Source organism: Telluria sp. Soil_C_11, from assembly GCF_057657395.1.
The window spans coordinates 1-18424 of the sequence record NZ_JBDGIN010000029.1; the positions used below are offsets into that span (position 1 = coordinate 1).

Sequence of the window (18424 nt, forward strand, 5' to 3'; positions counted from 1 at the left end):
TGTTCGGCGACGGCGGTGTATCAGTTTTAAATCGCTGGCACAACGAAATCTGTATCAGTTTTCAATCGCCGTTGACACGAAACGTATGTGGAGGACCGCAAAGCGGTTGATCGAATGATGCGCCGATGCGGGACAGGGAAGCTGCGTCTTATGACAAGCTGAATGGCCTAAAGCGCATGGCCGGTCCGATGACTGGAAGGCAGGCAAGGGGTTTTTGCATCAAGGCGAGTCGCAACACACAACCGCTGGGTGATGCCCTTCAGGACATCTAAAGCTCTGTGTGCTGTTGCCTGACAAAAGGTCGCATACGGATGAATTATCTGTCATCCGCGAGCAAGGATTTAGCTGGAGAGCGCGGGGGAGCAGGTCTTAGATGTGATGGACCTGCAAAGGACCGCGGAAGGGGTGATCTAAATTTCGAGGTCGGCGCGGACAGGGCCGATTCAGCCCTTTGGAAGCGCGCCCATCTCTTTGAATATCGCCTTTAACTCATCGCTCTCAATCAGAGTAAGAGCGCCTAACAAAACCGTTCGACATACCGCCAACAGATGAGCGAGCAGGCAAGCGAAAGGAACGCCTGATGGATGTCTGCTCGTCGCTCGTACCGGATGCGCAATCTACGAAAGCGATGTAGCCATCCTAGGGTGCGCTCAACAACCCAACGCCATCGGCCCAGCCTTTCATGCGACTCTACGCCGTATCGCGCGATACGTGCTGCGATGCCTCGTCGGCGCAGCCAAGCGCGATGCGCTCGGGAAGCGTACGCTCGATCGGCGTGCAACTTACCTGGACGTTTGCGCGCACGACCGGAGAGACCTTTAACGGCTGGGATGGCTTCTAGGAGTGGAATAAAGAAACGGGAATCATGCACCTGGGCGCCCGAGATCTTGGCTGCTAGCGGCAGCCCACGTTGATCCACGAGTACATGGTGTTTGCAGCCGAGCTTGCCACGATCGGTCGGGTTTCGGCCCGTATGTTCGCCACCTGCAGGGGCGGGCACACTGGCAGCGTCAAGGCTGGCTCGATCCCAAATGATCTGGTCGTGCTCGCGCAACTGCTGGAGGACCGCCTCATGGATCCGCTGCCAAACGCCGGCTTGCATCCATTCATGAAGCCGACGCCAACAAGTCATGCCGCTTCCGCAGCCGAGTTCGCGCGGCAGGTATTCCCATGGTATCCCGGTCTTGAGCACAAACAGGATTCCGATGAAGGTCGCGCGATCACTGATACGTGGTCGTCCGCCTTTTGGCGATTTGCGATGAGTCGGGAGATGAGCAGCTACAAGCGACCAAAGGTCTTCAGAGAGAAGTGCTTGTGCCATAGCATTAATCCATCGGGGAACTCGGCCGCCATCTTAGCTACGTATCTACGGTCGTGTACGTCCGCTTTCGACACCTTGCAGACCATCGCGAGTCAGCAATATATTAAGCGCTCTTCGCGTGATCAATTTCGTAGTGCCGTCGTGCAAAAGTAACTGGACCACATTCAAGGTCAGCAGCTCAAGGCGTTGAGTCGCTAAATATCGCCGGCGACTCACTTTATCGTTTATGGAGCTGCAAGAACTTGACGATTCTGGCTAATGCGTCTGAATAAACTAGAAGCGCTCGACCTCAGCACCAATGCTCTTCAAGACCCCGAGCCAGCTAGACCAGAGGCGCGCCTGGTGCTGTGCGTAAGCCGCTTTCACGTCAGACTCTGTCCGCTGAGCGTCGAGCACAGGAACAAAACTAGTCAGCCCGTTCAAGTACCGCTGCCTGGCGACCGAGAGCGACAGTTTTGCACTCCGGGCACGCTCCACCATCTCATCATGCGCCAAGCGCTCGGCGTTGTAATCAGAAACTGCGTCGTCTACCTCATGCCACGCAGTCAAGACAGTACGTTGAAACCGAACAGCCGCCTCTTGCTGTGTTAGTTCTCGTAGTTGCACGACAGCCCGTCGGCGACCACTGTCAAAAACAGGCACTTCCAGACTAGGACCGATCGACCACTGCCTTGTCGACCACTCGCCGAAACGCCCGGCGGTGAGGGACTGGAAGCCGGCGCTGGCGCCCAACTTGAGCCGAGGGTAGAGATCCGCGACGGCAACGCCGATATTCGCCGTTGCCGCGTGAAGCTCGGCGAGGGCGGCTTGCACGTCCGGTCTACGTGCCGCAAATTCCGACGGCAGGCCCAAATCCAGCGCCGGCGGCGCTTGATCGAGGAGCGCGGCCGGCGTTGCCACCAATTTGGCGTTTAAGGTCCCGGGCAAGGTCCCGCACAGCAGCGTCAATGTATTGTGTGCGGCAGCTTCCTGCTGCTGAAAGCGCGGCAAGCGCGTGCGGAGTTCGGCCACGATTCCACGCTGCTGGATCACATCAATCCCTGGAACCAAGCCAGATACAGATTTGGCATCGACAAGTTTCAGACTCGCCTCGGCCGCCTCGATCGTCTCCTTTGCCAAGTGCAGTTGCACTTGCGCGGACCGAAGTTCGACGTAGGTCCGGGCGACCTCAGCGCGAATGGTCATGCGAACCTGCTGCCGGAGTGCCTGTTGCTGCTGAGCGGTCGCCGCAGAAGCTTCGATCGAACGAGCGACTCGCCCCCACAAGTCCAACTCCCATGAGAAATCCAAGCCAGCGTCGTAGGACGCGAATGGCGAGGCAAGGAAGTCGCGCAGGCTTTCCTGATTCGGTCCGCCCAGCGCGTCGAGGATGCGTGTTCCGGCCCCGTACGCACTTTGCCGCTGCTTCGTTGCGGAAGCCTTGGCGCCGATTTGTGGCGCCTTTTGCGATGCGCTGACATCCTTTTGGATCCTGGCCTGCGCGAACCTGATCGCCGCGATGCGAATGTCCGGGTTGGCTTCGTCGGCGAGTTTGAACAAATCTTGCAGCACCGGATCCTTCACGCTGGTCCAGTCCGACGGCGTCGACGCGCCTACGCCTCCAGCCAGTTCTATCGCGCCGCCGTGAATTTGCTCCCAGGCTTTCGGCACCTGCGGCTGGGGCTCCTGAAAATTCGGGCCAACGGCAGTGCAGCCGGCAAGGAGTGCAGTTGCCACTACGAGCGTGGAGGAACGACGGAATTTCAAACTTTTCATCGGCTATCCCTTCAGGCCAACTTGTTACGAAATAACCAGCTTGCGAGCGGCAGCGTGATTGTCGCTATAACCAGCATGGGAACCAAATCCAGACTCACTACGCGAAGAGACACACCTTCGAGGTAAACCCGTTGGACCAGGTCGATCGCAAACCGTAACGGGTTGGCCCAGGTAACGACTTGGAACACTTCGGGCATGTTGGCGACAGGTGTTGTCAAGCCCGAGAGCAGCATCATCGGCATGACAAGCACGAAGGTATAGAGCATGGCCTGCTGCATGTTGGATGACATCGCAGAGATGGATAGTCCGATGCCGACGCTCGCGGTCATAAAGAACAGCAAACCCGTATAGAGCGTGATGAGTGAGCCGGCGAAAGGGATATGGAACCAGAACCGAGACACGAAGAAGATCAGAGTCGCCTGGACGAGCCCGATAAGGACCGAAGGTACAGCCTTGCCCACCATGATTTCTACCGGCGTCAATGGCGTGACCAGCAACTGGTCAAACGTGCCCTCCTCACGCTCGCGAGCCACTGACAAAGCGGTTAACAAGAGCGTTTGGAGCATGCTCAGCGAGGCAATCAGGCCGGGTACCAGATTCCATCGCGTCTCCAGGTTCGGGTTGAACCACGCCCGTGTCTCGACAGTAAGGCCTGGGCTTCGCCCGGACTGCCTGGCATTGAGGCTGCCGACAACCGCGCCGACGTAGCCCAGTGCGGCCGAGGCGGTCGTTGAATTTCTCCCGTCGAGCAAGACCTGTATGGCGGCCGGGCGCCCGGCATGGTAGTCGGCGGCGAAGGTCGGGGGGAACGAAAGGACCATCAGGGCTTCGCCGCTCTCGATGCGCTCCGCAGCCTGGCTGGAAGACCGCAAGGTGGCGACACGCTTGAAAACGCCGGTGCCGTCGAGGTGCCCGACAATATCCGTGGTGATCTCGGAAGGACTCTGGTCGAGTAGAGCATAGGGCACGTTCGACAGGTCATACGTTGCCGCATACCCGAAGATGACGCTCTGGATGATGACGGGCACCACCAGGATGATCCGGGTTCGCTTGTCCTTGAGGATGGCCAGCAGCTCCTTGCGCACGAGGCCAACGATTCGCTGCAGAGAATCTTTCATTCGGGAAGTCGCTTTCTCGTGAATGCGCGCGCCAGACCGAGCAGGCATATCGCGTACGCCGCAAGGATGAGTGTTTCCTTGACCACGATGCTCTTCACATTGCCTGCCAAAAAGAGCGTCTTGACGAGGGTAATGAAGTGCGTGGCTGGAATGATCTGCCCGATGACCTGCACCACCTGCGGCACGTTTCGCAAGTCGAAAAGGAATCCGGAGAGCAGAAGCGACGGCAGGAAGGTCGCCAGCAGGGCGACCTGGCTGGCCAGGAACTGGTTCTTGGTCGCCGACGAAATCAACAAGCCCAGACTGACAGCGACGACAAGGTAGAGCACCGAGTCGAGTAACAAGAGCGCCAACGAGCCGCGTATCGGTACATGGAACAGGAACTTCGCTGCCAAGAGGCACAATAATAAGCCAAGCAAGCCGACGACGAAGTAAGGCAGAACCTTCGCCAGGAGGATTTCGACCGGCCGCACCGGGCTGACGAACAAGGCCTCGAGCGTTCCGCGCTCCCACTCCCGCGCCATGACCAGGGCCGTGAGAAAGGCGCCGACCAAAGTCATGATGAGGACGATAAGGCCGGGGACCAGGTACCAGGTACTCGTGTTCGCTTCGTTGAACCACATACGCTGTTCGACCTGGATCACGGGCCCCCGCGTGTCGCTTGCAGGGGCTTCCCCGGTTCTATCCTGGGCACGCAAGCGCGGATTCGACAGCGCGTTTTGCACATAGGCCTGGACAGAGCTTGCCCGAGAAGCCTCGGCGCCGTTGACGATCACCTGGATGACTGCATCGCCAGCCGCGGCTCGACTGGCATAATCGACCGGGACGCGCACGATCGCGTCGATGCGGTGCGCGCCGAGAAGTTCGCTTGCCTCTTGCATCGACAGAACGCGCACGGGCTTGAGTGTTGGCGACAGGGATAAACCGGAGACAGCTTCCACTGCTTGTGGGCTATTGTCTTCCAACAGAAGGCCCACAGGTGCATTGTCGACATCCAGCGACATTCCGTAGCCGAAAATGAAGATGAGCACGATGGGCAGGAGAATGCCGATCGTGAGATTGCTCTTGTCGCGAAGAAGCTGTCGGACTTCCTTGATCGTCAAGGCTTTCAGCCGGACCAAGAACCCACCCTTTTCGGCCTGTGTTCGATCCGGTTCGTGTGCCTCTGGCGTGCGTTCGTTAACGACGGTCATGGTTTTTCCTGCTCTTGTCGAGAAGACTTGCGGCTGTTTTCGACAATCTGGACGAACACCTGCTCCATCGGCAAGTGCGGATCATTGCTACCCGATTGCTGCCGGACCTCCTTGGTGGTGCCGAGGGCGAGAACCTTGCCGGCGTCCTGGATGACGATACGATCACAGTATTCCGCTTCCTCCATGAAGTGCGTCGTCACGATGATAGTGACACCCGCATCGGAGAGTGCGGTAATACGGCGCCAGAACTCCCGTCTGGCGAGGGGATCGGCGCCGCTTGTCGGCTCGTCGAGGAACAGGATTTCGGGTTCATGGAGGAGCGCCGCAGCCATCGCCAGACGCTGCTTGTAGCCGCCGGGCAGGTCACCACTGGGGCGATCGGCTTCCCTCTCCAGGCCGAAGTCATGGAGCACTTGATCGTAACGCTGTTTGAATCTCGCTGCGCTCAGTCCATATGCGCGGCCGAAGAACTCCAGGTTTTCGCGGCCGGTCAAGTTCTTATAAAGGGCAAATTTCTGCGAGACATAGCCGACCTTGCGACGCGCCTGCGAACTGGCAGTGCGCAGGTCCACGCCAGCGACACGAAGCGTTCCGCTGGTCGGCGCCAGTAAGCCGCAAAGCATGCGGAAAGTCGTCGTCTTGCCCGCACCGTTGGGCCCCAGAAGGCCGAAGATCTCGCCTCGATCGACGTTGAACGTGGTGTTCGCGACGGCGGTGAAGTCGCCGAACTTCTTTACTAGATCCTTGACCTCGATGACGACGCCCTTGCCCTCGCTGTCTTCCGACCCTTTGCCGGCGCCCGCGGGTGCCGTAACCGGCGCGCCCAGCTTCGACGCTTGCACCGGAACCTGCGACTGTTTCAGCTGTTCGCGCAGGACAACCATGAAACCGTCTTCCAGCCGCGGCGCGATCTTCTTCGGGTCCGTCAGCGGCTCGAGCTGGTCGACCTTCACACCATCCGCCAGGACCACGCGTACTTCCGCCGCTTGTGGAACGGCATCGACAACAGCGTCCCGCAAGTCAATCAATTCGGCTTGCACTTTTCTCGCGGGAGCGCCGCCGGCAGGCGGCCCGATGAACACGCGATCGGCTGCCCTTTTGCGCAATTCGTCCGGCATGCCTGCGGACAGTACCTTACCTTCGTTGAGGACGATTACCTGGGCTGCTTCTTCCGCTTCGTCCAGATACGCCGTCGTGACGACGACCGACAGGTGTTCTTCATTGACCAGTTGCCGAATGATGCTCCACAGCTCGCGCCGGGAAAGCGGGTCGACACCGACGGTGGGCTCATCAAGCAGCAGGAGTGCCGGCGAGCGGACCAAGGTGCAAGCGAGCCCAAGCTTCTGCTTCATGCCACCTGATAGTTTGCCTGCAGGCCTGTCGGTGAACCTGCCGAGGTCAGTCATCTCCATCAGACGTCCATAACGTTCCTGACGCGCTTTTTTGGTCACCCCATGCAAGTCGGCATACAAGTCCAGGTTTTCCTGCACGCTCAAGTCCTCGTACAGACCGAAGCGTTGCGGCATGTAGCTGATGCGGTCCTGGATGGCTTGCGGATGTTTGGCAGCGTCGATGCCCAAGATCGTCAGGTCGCCCCCTGTCGCCCTCATCAACCCGGCTGCGAGCCGCAAGAAAGTGGTCTTACCCGCCCCATCGGGGCCGACGATGCAGGCCAAGCTTCCGCTTGCGACCTCGATATCGACGTCGCACAGCGCGGCCAGGGGCGCGGCTCCCGGGATCTGGAAGCGTTTGACAAGCTTGCTAGCCTTGAGGGCGGGATCGGTCTTGCTCATTGCCGCTGCAAGGAATTCAGTCGAACGGTGACCGGCTGGCCGAGTCGTAGTGCGTCGTCCGGATCATCGATATTCACGCGGACCTCGTAAACCAGGCTCGTACGCAATTCTTCCGTCTGGACGGTCTTCGGCGTAAACTCGGCGACGGACGATATGTATCCGATGCTGCCAGGCACGGCGCGACGCAGTCCATCGGCCTGGACACTTGCCGGCTGGCCGGGCTTCACGCGATGCAGGTCCTCGCCGGTGACATAGGCGCGAATCCATTTCGGATGCGAGATAGCGAGCGCAAATACCGGTTTCTGTGGTGATGCCATATCGCCCGGCTCCATCAGCCGTGACCTGACGACGGCATCCACCGGTGACTTGAGCTCACCTTCTTGAAGTTGCCTTTGGGTCAGCGCAAGCTCTGCTCGCGCAGCGTTCAGTTGCGCTTCCGCCTGCTTAACATCTTCGTTTCGAGGCCCTTGAGCGACCAGTTCGCTCGACCTCCGCAGCGCCTCGGCTTGCGCTTGCGACGACCGGACTTTCGCCCGAGCTGCGTCGAGCTCGGACCGGGCAACGCCTTGGCCCTCGGTCGATTTGAAGGTGGCCTCGAGTCGGTTCAGGTTCTCGACAGCCAGTTGCGCGTCGGCCTCTGCAGCGCGCGTGCGCGCCTGCGACTCTTGAATTTCTTGCGGCCGCGAGCCATTCTTCAAGCGCGCCAGTACCTGCTCCTGCGCCGCGATACGCGCTTGCGACTCTTGTTCGTGTAATCTCAAGGTGCGTAAGTCCAGCCTGCCAAGCAGCTGCCCCGCCTTGACCCGGTCGCCTTCCTGAACCAGGAGTTCCGCGATCCTTTCGTTCGCGTTGAAGGCAAGCGAAACCTGGCGAATGTCAACGTTACCGTATAAAACCACCTCGTCGGCATTTCTCTTGGATTGGAAGTGGCGCCACAGGAGAGTGGCGGCCCCGACGGCGACGACCAATACGGCGATGACGACAACAATCTTCTTGTGTTTAGGCGCCATTGACACTCCACGACTGGTATTGAAGAATAGTCATTATAAACCAAATTCAAATTTTAACTACAACTGGAAGAAGTCATGACGCAAGCAGTCAGCTGTGCTGCCTACTTCATCCACTCCAACGAATACTTCGGCAGCGGTAGGGAACAAAGGCATGCAATGATGGCAGTTCGGAAACGAAACTAGAACTCGTAAACGGCTTCATGTAAAGTGCGAGGGTATGAAGCAGCCCGTAAGCGATAAAAAGAATAATCCCTCCAAACCCCAGCAGGTTCGGCCGATCCGGTCCGACGGCCAAGTCACGCGCGAACAGTTGTTGAGTACTGCCGGCTTGGTGTTTGCCGAGTGTGGCTACTCGAGAACGACGAGCAAGGCTGTGTGCGAACGAGCCAATGCGAACCTCGCCGCGGTTAATTACCACTTCGGCAGCAAGGATGGGTTGTATGAGGCGGTCTTGGCCGAAGCCCATCGCCAACTGATTGATGCCAACGACTTGCAAGCCTGGGCGAATGGACCGGGCGACGCGCGTTCGCGTCTGAGGTTCGTGCTCGAGCAAATCGTCAAAATGGCTGCCCAGAAGGAAGGATGGGCTTTTCCCGTCCTGTTGCGCGAGTTGCTGAGTCCTTCCCAGATCATGCCAGCCTTTGCGCTGAATACCGTGCGCCCGAAGGCGCAAGTCGTCATCGGCTTAATGTCGGAAATGACCGGCTTGCCACCTGATCATCCTTCTCTGCACCGGTGCGTATTCATGTGCATCGTCCCTTGCATGGTTACTGCCATCGCGCCGCCCGCCTTGAAAACGAATGTGCTGCCTTCCCTTGCGCCGGACATGGATTCCTTCATTTCGGATCTGCTAACCTTTGCCATAGCCGGCGTCGACGCGGTCGCTGCCCAGGCCAAACCGCGCTAGTACGGACAATCTGCACTATCGAATGATGTTGCAAAACATGATTAAACGAAACTCAAGTTAAGACGCTGTTGCGCTGAGATAAGAATAGGTTTTGTTAGGCGTACTAAGGCTGACGACAGAACCCTTAAATCCTGGGCGTGTTGTGCGTTCTCGGTGGACCAGGCCGCGGTCAACAAGACGTCCGACGAGCCGCGAGACTTCGCTTTCGGCATGGCCAAACAGGTGAACGATACGGGTGGCTGTTACTGGCTCATCGCCGAGGCTCCCCAGGGCATGAATCGCCAGCAGGACGGCAACTTGTTGCATCCGCTGCGCGCCGGTTTCGTCTGGAAAGGTCTCACGGAGGCTCTGTTGCAAACATGGGGCACGGCCGCGCGGCGTCACCCAGTTGGGGGATTAGGCAGCATTGGCGAAATGCTTATTGAGCATAATCATGGTTTCGGTCAGGGCCGAGGGTCCAATTCCGAATGCTCTTTCAACCAGGCGCACCTCCCCCATGATACCTGGCTGCAGGCACCATGCCTGGGCCTGTCCTTTGCGTAGGGCGCGCATGACCTCGAAGCCCTTGATCGTGGCGTAGGCCGTTGGCATCGACTTGAAGCCACGTACCGGCTTGATCAGCATCTTCAGCTTGCCGTGGTCGGCCTCGAGCACGTTGTTCAGATATTTCACCTGCCGGTGCTCGGTTTCCGCCGCCAGTTTGCCTTCGCGTTTCAGCTCAGCGATTGCTGCGCCGTAGCTGGGTGCCTTGTCGGTATTGAGTTTGGCCGGCTTTTCCCAGTCCTTCAGGCCACGAAGAGCTTTGCCCAGAAAGCGCTTCGCCGCTTTGGCGCTGCGTGTCGATGACAGATAGAAATCAATCGTGTCGCCCCGTTTGTCGACCGCCCGGTACAGGTAGGTCCATTTGCCCCGCACCTTTACGTAGGTCTCATCCAGACGCCAGCTCGGATCAAAGCCGCGCCGCCAGAACCAGCGGAGACGCTTCTCCATCTCCGGCGCGTAGCGCTGCACCCAGCGATAGATCGTCGTATGATCGACATCGATCCCACGCTCGGACAGCATTTCCTCGAGATCACGGTAGCTGATGCCGTATCGACAATACCAGCGCACCGCCCATAGGATGACCTCGCCGGTAAAATGCCGTCCTTTGAAATCGTTCATCGCAACTGACCTTGACAGTACATGAGCCCAATCTTGGAAACCGTGTCAGAGTTTGCAACAGAGCCAAATCAAGTTCGTCGACGGCCGCGCGAGCTTCACGATGGTTCATGAATTCATGAGCCGCGACGGCAGCCGCATCTCGACGGTCGACACCGCCACAGGCATCCAGGTGCCGGGCATCGACGAGGTCTCGCTCACCGTCATGCACAAGGTGGTCGATTCCACCGGCAAGTTCGAAGGCCTGCGCGGCACCTTCCCGAGCTTCGGACTGCACAACTTTGCCACCGGCAAGGGCGTGCAGCGCTTCGGCGGCGAACTGAGCTGAAGTCAGCGCTAAGCAGCAGGTGCACCCGCTGATCGTGGGTGCGCCGGACGACCTCTCAAGGCGGCGCCGCCGGCACAGACCGACGGCGCCGCTTCTTCAAGGAGCACAGACGTGACACCCGAAGTTGAGGCAGCACTGCCGCGCCGCCTTCTGCTGCGGAATCATGCGCGCGCATTCGACCGCAGTCAGACTGGTGCCGTGGGCCATGATGCCGGCATAGACCATCAGCAGCTCGTCGGTAGAGCGCGGCTCACGTCCGAGCATGATCCAGCTAAAGCGCACCTGGGCGTCAACGGCCAGAATCACTTCCGGCAATTGAACCTCACCGATGCGGTGATCCAAAGCCGCGCGCAGCTTGGTCACTTCTGGGTCTTCGTCCTCTGCGGGCAATGGCGACAAATGGAGTTCATCATCCACGCGCAGTACGCCACTGCGGGCTGCAGCGGCCACCGCATCGACACCGGCAGTTACTCTGGCCAGCAAAGGCTTCAAGAAAGTGGCAGCCTTGCTGGGTAACGATAGACGGGCATAGTGTTTCTTGGACTCTGCCTGCCAACGCTCGTCCGTGAAGAACAAGCGCGCACGACCCCGAAAGCTCAGGCTGTGCTCAATCCAGACCGAGCCATTGCGCACCGCGCGGCGCAGGGCAAACAGGGTGGCCACCTCCAACGCCTGAAACGCCCGTTCCCGGTCTGGGCTGGAGATCGAAACCTGCCAGATCATTCCCAGACTTGGTGCCACCACTTCAACTGGCAGCTTTCTGGATCCTTTGAGATATAAAGCTTGCAGCTTGGCAAGGTACTCGATGGCAGGATGCTCGCCGGTGGCCTGCCAGGGCAGCTTTGCAATGGCGACGAGCAACGACCGCACGGGGCGAATTCCATCAATCAATCCCTCGCGGACCAGGGAGGCCCTGCTCGGTGGTTTGCGTTTCTGGGTTTCGGTGATCAAGGCTTCAAGACGGGCACGCAACTCAGCATCTGGCACCGCACCTTGCGCGCTCAAGGCAACAAGTTCGCCGAGCAGCGTTTTGTACATTGCGGCCCAATTGACGGTAGCGGGGACATCGGCGGCAGCCTGACGCCACAGATCGGCGATCCGGCGCTGCACCATAAGGATCAACTGGTCTGTGGTGGTGAACAGGCAATACCGAAGAAAGCATGCGACCTCCACGGTGCGCGCTGGCTCTTTGATCTTGGCTCCGGCTGAGGGCGGCCTGGAGACAAGTCGGCGCGCGTAGCGGCGCAAGATGAGATCGGGGATGTCTGCCAGGTGCTTATGAACGTCCAGCGTGTAAAGCAGGTCGATGCGCTCCAGTACCTCGCTGATTTGGCGGGTTGAGTGTTTCGCCGGTGCAGCCCATAGCCAACTCTGCTGGGTTTGTCCATCTGGGCGCAGCTCTGAAACTGAGGCTCGCCAGCGATCAAGTGTTGCTGGATCAACGCTGGCGGCGATGGCGGTGCCTGTTTCAACTTCAAGCTGGGCAAGTGCCGCCGCAATCAGTGTCCGAATTGCCCGCTCGTGCACGATCACCAGCTTGTTCTTGTACAGCCATTGACGCGCCCGCACGAGTAGCTGATCGCGGTCGGCGCAGCGCGCCACTTCGTCGCGCAGTTCACGTACCAGTGAGCGGCGCTGGTGCTCGCTCATCCACTGGAATCCAAGGACCGTGCAGGCTACTTGTTGGTGATCGAATAGCGTGCGCCCGCGTTCATACATGGCTCTCAGCGAGGCGACTTCTGGTGCTGCAATGCCAAGCTCGTTGCCAAGGTGGCGCCACAAGGCTACTGGAATTACCCGAAAGGCACCGAGCAAACGCCCACTCATGCGCAGGAAACCAATATGGAGCGCCAGACCAAGCTTGTGGGAATCACCTCGGCGTGCATTGATTGCGTCGCGCTCGGCACCATCGAAGGTGAAAAATGCCTTCATCTCGAAGTCGCTGATATCGCGGGGGAGCCCACGCATCCCCAAAAACGTTGTGTGCCAACCCTGCATCGTGAACCTCAAAAGTGGGAGGCCACCATACCCGTTTACAAAGCGAACAGGAAAGTCAATGAAATCAACGGTCTACCCAGACCACCCCCGCGCCAGTGCTAGCTTTGCGTACCGTCACTTATTGCACTGAAAACGAGGAGACCCCGAGCGAGGCGAAAAAAAACCGCCTCGGGGTGTCCGAGGCGGCAAGTCTGCATGCGGTTCAGGGAGGAAGAAACCGCGCCGGCGATCAGGGAGGAAAACCGCGCGGCCTGATGGGGTCGTTTGCGGGAGAGGGCGAAATCCTACGCTAAGGCTTTGGCCAACGATATTCTCCGGTAAGATTGATGTGTTCCCAGGGGATAGGAGAAGTCGCTTGATATCTAGTATGACGTCTGTCGCACCTGCTTGATCGCGGCCGCGATAGCTAGATCGCGTTGCTCCTCTTCTCCATCCGCGTTCCAAGCTGCGGAAAGGCACCCATAAGCGTACGCCTGGTCGAGCAGGCGACGCGGATCGACGTCCAGCGCACGAGAGAATGCGTCCGCCATCTGTGCAATGCGTCTAGGATCGAGACAAAGGTCGTCTCTGTCAGCCGGATCGTAGAACATATTGGCGGCGCCAAAGCCCACTTCACCGACCAGACCGACGGGATCTATCACCAGCCAGCCGCGACTGGAGAACATGATGTTTTCATGATGCAGATCGCCATGTAGCCCACGCAGTTCCGAGGCATTGCTCATCATTTGATCGGCTATAATCGCCGCGTGGACGTAGTCAGTTTGACAACCTGCGTTTTGATCATCGCGCGCCCGCTGAAACAAAGCTGCAAAGCGATCCCGGATCGGGAGAAGGGCAGAAGGCAGGGGTTCCTCAGATGCGGCATACAGCTTCGCCATTAGTTCCGCTGCAATTTCGGTCGCCTGGTAGTCGCCGTGCTCGGCAACGATGTGAGAGAGCATTCGCTCCCCGGCATATTCGAGCAACATCAGATTGTTCTCACGACCGAGCAACCGGACTGCTCCCCTCCCATTGCGCCATACCAGATAGTCGGCCCCGCGCAGTTCATCAGCAATGTCTTCTATAGGTTTCAATCCCTTGACGATTGCAGGAGTCCCGTCTGGCAATGAAACTTTCCAAACGAGGCTGGAAAAGGTGTCCGCAATGAGAACAGGTTGCGAAACGTGCCAATGAGCAGGAAAAACAGGCGGCATGAACATCAACCCCAAGTCAGAGGGTCCAATCGCAGATAGAAGGCAAGGCGTTCGCGGTCGGGGGCTTCGATCCCCAATACATTGAATAGGACAGCGAAGGCGCGCTCTGCTTCATCTGGCGCTGCCCAGTTCTCTTCGGCGTTAGCAATCATGAGTGCCAAATCGGCATAGCGATCTGCTGTTCCGAGCCGCCCAAGGTCGATCAGACCCGTGCATTGAAGAGTTTTAGGGTCCACCATGAAGTTCGGCATGCAGGGATCACCATGGCAAACAACCATATCGGTGCGCTCTTGGTCGAGCCGCACCGGTAGCTCTCGTTCGACACGAGCCAAAAGATCGAGCTGCGGCGTACTCTTGTCCTCGTCCGGTAAGAAGTCGGGATTGACGGCATTGCGGGACACCACATCAACGGCGCGTCCGAACATTCGCGACAGCCTGCGCTCAAACGGACATTGATCAACCGATAGGCTGTGAACAGCGCCAAGTTGCTGCCCCATTGACGGCCACGCTTTGAGCAAATCCGCTCCAGACAGATCAGCCGCCGGTACTCCCGGAATTGCCGTTATCACCAAGCATGCACCCTCCTGTTCCTCCTGCCAGTTGATCACCTCGGGGCAAGCCACACCTCGACCTTTGAGCCAAATGAGGCGGTCACGCTCTCCAGCGAGCTCACCGCGGCGGGAAGCAGGTGCGATTTTCGCGAAGGCATGCCCGTCACCACGTCGAAAAACAAAATCACCAGATTCTCCGCCTCTGACAGGCAACCAGTCAGAATGCGATTCACCAAAAAAAATATTAGTTCGATTCAATGGAGGTTCCTTCAGTTTTCTGATGAAGCGCGGAGGTGGCTCAACCTGCGAAAAGAAACGAGTTGCTACGTAAGTCCGAGAACATGCTTTCCATGGTCTCTGAGCTCGCCTTTGGGACCGACATATCGGTAGAGAGTGACGCGCTCGATGCCGAGTTCCTTGCAGAGATCGGAAACTGAAGTATCGCGCTGGGCCATGGCGGCTTGCGCGAGACGCACCTGAGCTTTGGTGAGCGCGAATTTTCGTCCGCCCTTGCGACCGCGCGCTCTCGCGGAGGCGAGACCCGCCATGGTGCGCTCTCGGATCAGATCCCGCTCGAACTCGGCCAAGGTGGCGAAGATTCCGAACACCATGCGACCGGACGCAGTCGTGGTGTCGATCTGAGCGCCCTTTCCAGTCAGAACCCGCAGGCCGATCTTGCGGTCTGACAGCTCCTTCACCGTGTTGACCAGATGGGCAAGCGATCGTCCGAGGCGATCGAGCTTCCAGACCACCAGCACATCGCCGTCACGCAATGACTTGAGGCAGGCAGTCAAGCCAGGGCGATCATCACGACCGCCGGAAGCAAGATCATCATAGATATTGTCCCGTTCGACACCTGCGGCGCGCAAGGCGTCGTGCTGCAGGTCGAGAGACTGCGAGCCATCGGCTTTGGAGACGCGGGCATATCCGATCAGCATGTATCACAAACGTTGGTTTGAGGCGGCGCTTCGGCCACGATTGCATTGACCTCTGGAAATGTATCTCAACCAGCTTCATAAACAAAGCGTCTTGAACGCTATCAGATTTTGAAAAAGGAACATGTATGCCGCGTCGCGTCACTCTAACCGATCGGCAGAAAGACGCGCTGTTGCGCTTGCCGACTTCACAGACGGATTTGCTCAAGCACTATACGCTGAGTGATGAAGACCTTGGGCATATCAGGCTGCGTCGGCGCGCTCACAACAGGTTCGGCTTCGCCCTGCAATTGTGTGTCCTGCGCTATCCCGGCCGGGTGCTGGCTCCAGGCGAACTGATCCCTGCAGAGGTCATCGAATTTATCGGAGCGCAGCTTGGCCTGGGTGCCGACGATCTCGTAGACTATGCTGCCCGCGAGGAAACACGGCACGAGCATCTTGCCGAGTTACGGGGGCTCTACGGCTTCCGCACCTTCTCCGGACGTGGTGCGAGCGAGCTGAAGGAATGGTTGTTCCGAGAAGCCGAGATGGCGGTGTCGAACGAGGATATCGCCCGTCGCTTCGTAGCCGAGTGCCGACGCACCCGCACTGTCCTTCCCGCGACATCCACGATCGAGCGGCTTTGTGCCGCGGCTCTCGTCGATGCCGAGCGACGCATCGAGACGAGGATCGCCAGTCGGCTGCCTATGTCGATCCGAGAACAGTTGCTGGCATTGCTCGAGGAGACGGCTGATGATCGGGTGACCCGTTTTGTGTGGCTGCGCCAGTTCGAGCCTGGCTCGAACTCTTCGTCGGCCAACCGGCTGCTCGACCGGCTCGAATATCTGCAACGCATCGATCTCCCCGAGGATCTGCTTGCCGGCGTTCCTGCCCATCGGGTGACTCGTCTGCGCAGGCAGGGTGAACGGTATTATGCCGACGGCATGCGCGATCTCCCGGAGGACAGGCGGCTTGCGATCTTGGCTGTTTGCGTCTCGGAATGGCAGGCGATGTTGGCCGACGCAGTGGTCGAAACCCACGACCGGATCGTCGGCCGTCTCTACCGTGCTTCGGAGCGTATTTGCCATGCAAAGGTCGCAGACGAAGCGGGGGTGGTGCGTGACACCCTGAAATCCTTCGCCGAGATCGGGGGCGCCCTGGTCGATGCACAGGATGATGGCCAGCCGCTGGGCGATGTCATCGCGAGTGGGTCAGGGTGGGACGGCTTAAAAACCCTTGTTGCAATGGCAACCAGGCTGACCGCCACCATGGCCGACGATCCGCTCAATCATGTGCTCGACGGTTATCACCGCTTCCGCCGATACGCTCCACGCATGTTGCGCCTGCTCGATCTGCGAGCTGCGCCCGTTGCACTGCCGCTTCTGGAAGCGGTGACGGCCCTTCGTACCGGTTTGAACGATGCCGCGATGACCAGCTTCTTGCGGCCCAGCTCGAAATGGCATCGCCACCTTCGGGCCCAGAGGGCTGGCGACGCTCGCCTATGGGAGATCGCGGTGCTGTTCCATCTGCGCGATGCGTTCCGCTCCGGAGATGTCTGGCTTACTAGGTCCCGGCGCTATGGCGATCTGAAACACGCACTCGTTCCGGCACAATCCATCGCGGAAGGCGGTCGTCTCGCTGTGCCATTGCGGCCGGAGGAATGGCTGGCAGACCGGCAAGCTCGCCTCGACATGCGGTTGCGCGAGCTTGGCCGTGCCGCTCGCGCAGGCACGATCCCGGGCGGGTCGATTGAAAACGGCGTTCTGCATATCGAGAAACTCGAAGCCGCCGCGCCGACAGGCGCCGAAGATCTGGTGCTCGATCTCTACAAGCAGATCCCGCCCACGCGCATCACCGATCTCCTGCTGGAGGTGGATGCGGCGACCGGCTTCACCGAAGCGTTCACCCATCTGCGCACAGGAGCACCCTGCGCTGACCGGATCGGGCTAATGAACGTTATCTTGGCGGAAGGGATCAACCTCGGCTTGCGCAAAATGGCGGATGCGACAAACACCCACACCTTCTGGGAATTGATCCGCATTGGACGGTGGCATGTCGAGGGCGAAGCCTATGACCGGGCGCTGGCCATGGTGGTCGAGGCACAGGCAGCGTTACCCATGGCCCGGTTCTGGGGCATGGGCACGTCGGCTTCGAGCGACGGACAGTTCTTCGTCGCTACAGAGCAAGGTGAGGCCATGAACCTGGTCAACGCGAAATATGGCAATACCCCGGGCCTGAAAGCCTATAGCCACGTCTCCGACCAATATGCGCCGTTCGCAACCCAGGTGATTCCTGCAACGGCAAGCGAAGCGCCTTACATCCTCGATGGCCTGCTGATGAACGATGCTGGACGCCATATCCGCGAGCAGTTCACCGACACGGGCGGCTTCACCGATCACGTCTTTGCCGCATGTGCCATTCTCGGCTACCGGTTCGCTCCGCGCATCCGCGACCTGCCATCCAAACGGCTCTACGCGTTCAATCCGTCGGCCGCCCCGGCGCACCTGCGAGCGTTGATCGGCGGAAAGGTCAACCAAGCCATGATCGAGCGCAATTGGCCCGACATCCTGCGCATCGCCGCCACCATTGCTGCCGGGACCGTCGCGCCAAGCCAGATTCTGCGGAAACTCGCCTCCTATCCGCGGCAGAACGAGCTCGCGACAGCCCTGCGGGAAGTCGGTCGCGTCGAGCGCACCCTGTTCATGATCGACTGGACTCTGGATGCCGAACTCCAACGGCGTGCCCAGATCGGGCTCAACAAAGGCGAAGCTCATCATGCGCTGAAGCGGGCAATCAGCTTCCACCGCCGCGGTGAAATCCGCGACCGTTCCGCCGAAGGCCAGCATTACCGCATCGCCGGCATGAATCTGCTCGCCGCCATCATCATCTTCTGGAACACCATGAAGCTCGGCGAGGTCGTTGCAAACCAGAAACGCGATGGAAAGCTGCTATCGCCCGATCTCTTGGCCCATGTTTCGCCGCTCGGATGGGAACACATCAATCTCACCGGAGAATATCGCTGGCCAAAGCCTTAGCGTAGGATTCCGCCCCCTCCCGCAAACGACCCCTAGATGTTCGGGTTGCTCGTGCGCATGCCTTGGTCGATGGCGATGGCACCTTGCGCATTGACAGTGACCCCCGCTGCGTCCAGCGCGAGGCTGCGCGTGTTCGGTGTCCGACCGGTG

14 protein-coding genes and 2 pseudogenes are annotated in these 18424 nt (G+C 59.2%); 3 read left to right on the forward strand and 13 right to left on the reverse strand.

Annotated elements, in window-relative coordinates:
• Nucleotides 1-517 precede the first annotated feature (517 nt).
• The 6 genes from AC3A6M_RS24105 to AC3A6M_RS24130 all read right to left on the reverse strand — a co-directional run bounded on the left by AC3A6M_RS24105 (nt 518) and on the right by AC3A6M_RS24130 (nt 8190).
• Nucleotides 518-1321, reverse strand: coding sequence for an IS5 family transposase (locus tag AC3A6M_RS24105; protein ID WP_487855255.1), 804 nt, complete (start codon nt 1319-1321; stop codon nt 518-520).
• A 273-nt stretch (nt 1322-1594) separates the two neighbouring features.
• Entirely contained in the window at nt 1595-3076 is a 1482-nt protein-coding gene (locus AC3A6M_RS24110; protein ID WP_487855256.1) for an efflux transporter outer membrane subunit, read from the reverse strand.
• An 11-nt stretch (nt 3077-3087) separates the two neighbouring features.
• A complete protein-coding gene (locus AC3A6M_RS24115; protein WP_487855257.1) occupies nt 3088-4194 on the reverse strand; it encodes an ABC transporter permease in 1107 nt (368 codons plus the stop codon).
• On the reverse strand, nt 4191-5387 hold the full coding sequence (locus tag AC3A6M_RS24120; RefSeq protein WP_487855258.1) for an ABC transporter permease: 1197 nt from the start codon (nt 5385-5387) through the stop codon (nt 4191-4193). Before AC3A6M_RS24120 ends, AC3A6M_RS24115 begins: the two co-directional genes overlap by 4 nt.
• On the reverse strand, nt 5384-7180 hold the full coding sequence (locus AC3A6M_RS24125; RefSeq protein WP_487855259.1) for an ATP-binding cassette domain-containing protein: 1797 nt from the start codon (nt 7178-7180) through the stop codon (nt 5384-5386). The genes AC3A6M_RS24120 and AC3A6M_RS24125 overlap by 4 nt, the downstream gene beginning before the upstream one ends.
• Nucleotides 7177-8190, reverse strand: coding sequence for an HlyD family secretion protein (locus AC3A6M_RS24130; protein ID WP_312147610.1), 1014 nt, complete (start codon nt 8188-8190; stop codon nt 7177-7179). The genes AC3A6M_RS24125 and AC3A6M_RS24130 overlap by 4 nt, the downstream gene beginning before the upstream one ends.
• Nucleotides 8191-8407: 217 nt before the next feature.
• On the opposite strand from AC3A6M_RS24130, the gene AC3A6M_RS24135 reads away from it, so the two are divergent.
• A complete protein-coding gene (locus tag AC3A6M_RS24135; RefSeq protein ID WP_487855260.1) occupies nt 8408-9097 on the forward strand; it encodes a TetR/AcrR family transcriptional regulator in 690 nt (229 codons plus the stop codon).
• A gap of 57 nt (nt 9098-9154) precedes the next feature.
• Here the strand turns inward: AC3A6M_RS24135 and AC3A6M_RS24140 are convergent, their stop codons facing one another.
• Both AC3A6M_RS24140 and AC3A6M_RS24145 read right to left on the reverse strand, forming a co-directional pair.
• Entirely contained in the window at nt 9155-9403 is a 249-nt protein-coding gene (locus AC3A6M_RS24140) for a MarR family transcriptional regulator (RefSeq protein ID WP_487855261.1), read from the reverse strand.
• 90 nt (nt 9404-9493) lie between these two features.
• A complete protein-coding gene (locus tag AC3A6M_RS24145) occupies nt 9494-10258 on the reverse strand; it encodes an IS6 family transposase (RefSeq protein ID WP_006949122.1) in 765 nt (254 codons plus the stop codon).
• A 52-nt stretch (nt 10259-10310) separates the two neighbouring features.
• Between AC3A6M_RS24145 and AC3A6M_RS24150 the strand changes: the two genes are divergently transcribed.
• The gene (locus tag AC3A6M_RS24150; protein WP_487855262.1) at nt 10311-10583 is read left to right on the forward strand and encodes a hypothetical protein; all 273 of its coding nucleotides are present in this window, start codon (nt 10311-10313) and stop codon (nt 10581-10583) included.
• Nucleotides 10584-10727: 144 nt separating this feature from the next.
• On the opposite strand, the pseudogene AC3A6M_RS24155 reads toward AC3A6M_RS24150, so the two are convergent.
• The 4 genes and pseudogenes from AC3A6M_RS24155 to AC3A6M_RS24170 form a co-directional block, all read right to left on the reverse strand.
• Nucleotides 10728-12581 (reverse strand): annotated as a pseudogene (locus AC3A6M_RS24155) (Tn3-like element IS1071 family transposase); the annotation flags it as partial.
• A 362-nt stretch (nt 12582-12943) separates the two neighbouring features.
• On the reverse strand, nt 12944-13780 hold the full coding sequence (locus tag AC3A6M_RS24160) for an aminoglycoside O-phosphotransferase APH(6)-Id (RefSeq protein ID WP_000480968.1): 837 nt from the start codon (nt 13778-13780) through the stop codon (nt 12944-12946).
• Nucleotides 13780-14583: an aminoglycoside O-phosphotransferase APH(3'')-Ib gene (gene aph(3'')-Ib, locus AC3A6M_RS24165; protein WP_001082319.1), complete on the reverse strand. Its 804-nt coding sequence runs from the start codon at nt 14581-14583 to the stop codon at nt 13780-13782. Before aph(3'')-Ib ends, AC3A6M_RS24160 begins: the two co-directional genes overlap by 1 nt.
• A 65-nt stretch (nt 14584-14648) precedes the next feature.
• Nucleotides 14649-15263 carry a recombinase family protein gene (locus AC3A6M_RS24170; protein WP_000904906.1) on the reverse strand — a complete coding sequence of 205 codons (615 nt, stop codon included), beginning with the start codon at nt 15261-15263 and terminating at the stop codon, nt 14649-14651.
• Between the two features lie 125 nt (nt 15264-15388).
• Between AC3A6M_RS24170 and AC3A6M_RS24175 the strand changes: the two genes are divergently transcribed.
• The gene (locus AC3A6M_RS24175) at nt 15389-18274 is read left to right on the forward strand and encodes a Tn3 family transposase (protein ID WP_487855263.1); all 2886 of its coding nucleotides are present in this window, start codon (nt 15389-15391) and stop codon (nt 18272-18274) included.
• Between the two features lie 35 nt (nt 18275-18309).
• Here AC3A6M_RS24175 and AC3A6M_RS24180 read toward each other — a convergent pair.
• Nucleotides 18310-18424, reverse strand: a pseudogene (locus tag AC3A6M_RS24180) (FAD-dependent oxidoreductase); the annotation flags it as partial.

What these genes read in the sequence shown, in the direction of transcription:
- AC3A6M_RS24170 (WP_000904906.1), bottom strand. Translation starts at nt 15,263, where the DNA reads ATGCTGATCGGATATGCCCGCGTCTCCAAAGCCGATGGCTCGCAGTCT.
- AC3A6M_RS24115 (WP_487855257.1), bottom strand. Translation starts at nt 4,194, where the DNA reads ATGAAAGATTCTCTGCAGCGAATCGTTGGCCTCGTGCGCAAGGAGCTG.
- AC3A6M_RS24135 (WP_487855260.1), top strand. Translation starts at nt 8,408, where the DNA reads ATGAAGCAGCCCGTAAGCGATAAAAAGAATAATCCCTCCAAACCCCAG.
- AC3A6M_RS24105 (WP_487855255.1), bottom strand. Translation starts at nt 1,321, where the DNA reads ATGGCACAAGCACTTCTCTCTGAAGACCTTTGGTCGCTTGTAGCTGCT.
- AC3A6M_RS24175 (WP_487855263.1), top strand. Translation starts at nt 15,389, where the DNA reads ATGCCGCGTCGCGTCACTCTAACCGATCGGCAGAAAGACGCGCTGTTG.
- AC3A6M_RS24160 (WP_000480968.1), bottom strand. Translation starts at nt 13,780, where the DNA reads ATGTTCATGCCGCCTGTTTTTCCTGCTCATTGGCACGTTTCGCAACCT.
- AC3A6M_RS24140 (WP_487855261.1), bottom strand. Translation starts at nt 9,403, where the DNA reads ATGCAACAAGTTGCCGTCCTGCTGGCGATTCATGCCCTGGGGAGCCTC.
- AC3A6M_RS24110 (WP_487855256.1), bottom strand. Translation starts at nt 3,076, where the DNA reads ATGAAAAGTTTGAAATTCCGTCGTTCCTCCACGCTCGTAGTGGCAACT.
- AC3A6M_RS24145 (WP_006949122.1), bottom strand. Translation starts at nt 10,258, where the DNA reads ATGAACGATTTCAAAGGACGGCATTTTACCGGCGAGGTCATCCTATGG.
- AC3A6M_RS24130 (WP_312147610.1), bottom strand. Translation starts at nt 8,190, where the DNA reads ATGGCGCCTAAACACAAGAAGATTGTTGTCGTCATCGCCGTATTGGTC.
- AC3A6M_RS24125 (WP_487855259.1), bottom strand. Translation starts at nt 7,180, where the DNA reads ATGAGCAAGACCGATCCCGCCCTCAAGGCTAGCAAGCTTGTCAAACGC.
- AC3A6M_RS24120 (WP_487855258.1), bottom strand. Translation starts at nt 5,387, where the DNA reads ATGACCGTCGTTAACGAACGCACGCCAGAGGCACACGAACCGGATCGA.